Source organism: Bradyrhizobium sp. (assembly GCF_035484855.1).
In the GTDB taxonomy this organism is placed as follows: domain Bacteria; phylum Pseudomonadota; class Alphaproteobacteria; order Rhizobiales; family Xanthobacteraceae; genus Bradyrhizobium.
This window is the reverse complement of record NZ_DATHOP010000242.1, coordinates 1-2,787: the sequence shown is the minus strand read 5'-3', so window position 1 is coordinate 2,787 and position 2,787 is coordinate 1. Positions and strand designations below refer to the sequence as shown.

2 protein-coding genes and 1 pseudogene are annotated in these 2,787 nt (G+C 63.1%); 1 reads left to right on the top strand and 2 read right to left on the bottom strand.

The features are described 5' to 3' along the window. Positions 1 to 886: tyrosine--tRNA ligase (gene tyrS, locus VK804_RS27785; protein WP_325376192.1), on the bottom strand; the 886-nt coding region annotated here is incomplete at its 3' end. 165 nt (positions 887 to 1,051) lie between these two features. On the opposite strand from tyrS, the gene VK804_RS27780 reads away from it, so the two are divergent. Then, on the top strand, positions 1,052 to 2,155 hold the full coding sequence (locus VK804_RS27780; RefSeq protein ID WP_325376191.1) for an anhydro-N-acetylmuramic acid kinase: 1,104 nt from the start codon (positions 1,052 to 1,054) through the stop codon (positions 2,153 to 2,155). Between the two features lie 119 nt (positions 2,156 to 2,274). Here VK804_RS27780 and VK804_RS27775 read toward each other — a convergent pair. Continuing rightward, positions 2,275 to 2,634 (bottom strand): annotated as a pseudogene (locus VK804_RS27775) (DUF1697 domain-containing protein); the annotation flags it as partial. Positions 2,635 to 2,787 lie beyond the last annotated feature (153 nt).

Sequence of the window (2,787 nt, the reverse complement as noted above, 5' to 3'; positions counted from 1 at the left end):
TGATCTCCGCGCCCTGCAATGCCGCCAGCCGTTCGGTCTCCGCCAGCGGCAGCGTCGTGAACAGCTTCAGGAAGCGCGCGACGTCGGCGTCGTCGGTGTTGCGCCAGAACTGCCAGTATTCGTAGGGGCTCTTCATGTCGGCGTTGAGCCAGACCGCGCCGCTGGCGGTCTTGCCCATCTTTTCGCCCGATGAGGTCGTGATCAGCGGGGTCGTCAGCGCGTGCAATTGCGGCGTGCCCATGCGGCGGCCGAGATCGATGCCGTTGACGATGTTGCCCCATTGGTCGGAACCGCCCATCTGGAGACGGCAATCGTAGCGCTGGTTGAGCACGGCAAAATCGTACGCCTGCAGGATCATGTAGTTGAATTCGATAAAGCTCATTTCCTGATCACGCTCGAGCCGGAGCTTGACCGAGTCCATCGCCAGCATGCGGTTGACCGAAAAATGCCGGCCGATATCGCGCAGCATCTCGATCCAGTTCAGCTTGGTCAGCCATTCGGCATTGTCAGGCATGATCGCGTCGTGCCTGCCGTCGCCGAACTTCAGGAACTTGGAAAACACCTGCTTGATGCCGTCCTTGTTGCGCTCGATGTCCTCGATCGAAAGGATCTTGCGCGACTCGTCCTTGCCGGAGGGATCGCCGACCCTTGTGGTGCCGCCGCCCATCAGCGCGATCGGTCTGTTGCCGGTCTGCTGCAGCCAGTACAGGCACATGATCTGCACCATCGAGCCGACGTGAAGCGACGGCGCGGTGCAGTCGAAGCCGATGTAGGCCGTCAGTTCGCCGCGGGCGGCGAGGCCGTCCAGCGATTCCGGGTCCGAGATCTGATGAATGAAGCCGCGGCTCTGCAGCACATTGAGAAAATCAGATTTAAAGGCGGTCATTTGTGTGCAACTCTGATCATTCTTGGTTCACACTATTTCTACGGAATTTCGGGCCGCCGCAGTTAAGGACTGCCGCATTGCAGCGCCCTGTGGCATTATAAGATGTGCGTGTTTGACACAAGTTGGACGTCGAGGGCAGACGGTCCTTTAAGAAGTGCCAATGCCATGATGATGACAGCGATAGGTCTGATGAGCGGCACCTCGCTCGACGGGGTCGACGTCGCCATGATCGAAACCGACGGCAGGCGGGTGAAATCCTTCGGGCCGACCAGCTACCGGCCTTATAGCGACCGCGAGCGCTGTCTGTTGCGCCAGGCGCTTACCGAGGCCGTCAATCTGCCGCAGCGCGATGCGCGCCCGGGCATCCTGCCCGAGGCCGAGCGCGCCGTCACCGTAGCGCATGCCGAAGCGGTCGCCGCCTTCACCGCGCAGCACCACATCACCTGTCAGGACATCGACATCGTCGGCTTCCACGGCCAGACCGTGCTGCACCGCCCGGCCGAGCGGATGACCGTTCAGATCGGCGACGCCACGGCGTTGGCCAAAGCGATCCATATTCCGGTGATGCACGATTTCCGCGCCGCCGACGTCGCCGCCGGCGGGCAGGGCGCGCCCTTCGTGCCGGTCTATCACCGGGCGCTGGCCCAATCGCTGGAGCGCGAGGGACCGCTGGTGGTGGTCAATATCGGCGGCGTCTCCAACATCACCTATATCGACGGCGCCGACACCCTGATCGCCTGCGACACCGGGCCCGGCAACGCGCTGCTCGACGATCACATGCTGCGCACCATGAGCCAGGCGTTCGATTGCGAGGGCCGCATGGCGGCACAAGGCGCGGTCGACGTGGCCTGGGTGGTCCGGGCGCTAAATCATCCGTTCTTTGCGAAGCCGCCGCCGAAATCGCTCGACCGCAACGATTTTGCCTCGCTCAAACTGCAGGAGATGCCGCCTGCCGATGGTGCCGCGACGCTGACCGCCTTCACAGCCGAAGCCATCGCCCGGATCGTGGCGCATTTGCCGAAGGAGCCAAAGAGCTGGATCGTCGCCGGCGGTGGTGCCCGCAATCTCACGCTGCTGCGCATGCTGCGCGAGCGCCTGCAGCCGGCGACAGTGGAGGCCGCCGAAACGCTGGGATGGTCGGGCGACGCCATCGAGGCGCAGGCCTTTGGCTTCCTCGCCGCGCGCGGCCTGAAGGGCCTGCCGCTGAGCTATCCCGCGACCACGGGCGTGCCGATCCCGATGACGGGCGGGGTGATCGCAAGGCCGTAGGCGCGACTCGACGGCGATTCCGTAGGATGGGTGGAGCGAAGCGATACCCATCACGCTTCGGTTCGTAGCGCGGTGGGTTTCGCAACGGCTCAACGCACCCTACGATTTTCCGCGCTATCTCACGCTTCCGCCGCCATTCGCGCGAGCACTGCGACCGTATTCATGTTGCGCGCGGTGCCAGCCTTGGCGGCTGATATGACGAGTTTCGACTTGGCCATGCCCTCGCCGTAATGGATGTAGATCTCGCGGCGCCCGAGCCGGATCTCTTCATCCTTCCGGCCGCGAATACCGGCGAGCGTATCGGTAGGCGGCGCGCGGTCGAGAAACACCGCCATGGTGCGGTTCGGCGCGGCCTTCGGAAATGGATTGTCGGCCAGCACTTGCGCCATTTCGACGGCCGTGCGCACGAGAACGCCGACCGGCTTGCCTGCAAAGGCCTGCAGCTGCTTTTCAAACGCAGTCTTGATCGCGGCTTCGGATTTGCGACTAGTTGTGGTCTTTCAGGAGGTTGTCCATCTGGTCTGAACCGAGGAAACTGAGGTTGCGAAGCTTCAATGTTCCAGGGAGAGACCAGATGAACGTCCACAAGAATGCGCCTTTGACGCCCAAAGGTCGAGAGGCGATGGTCCGCA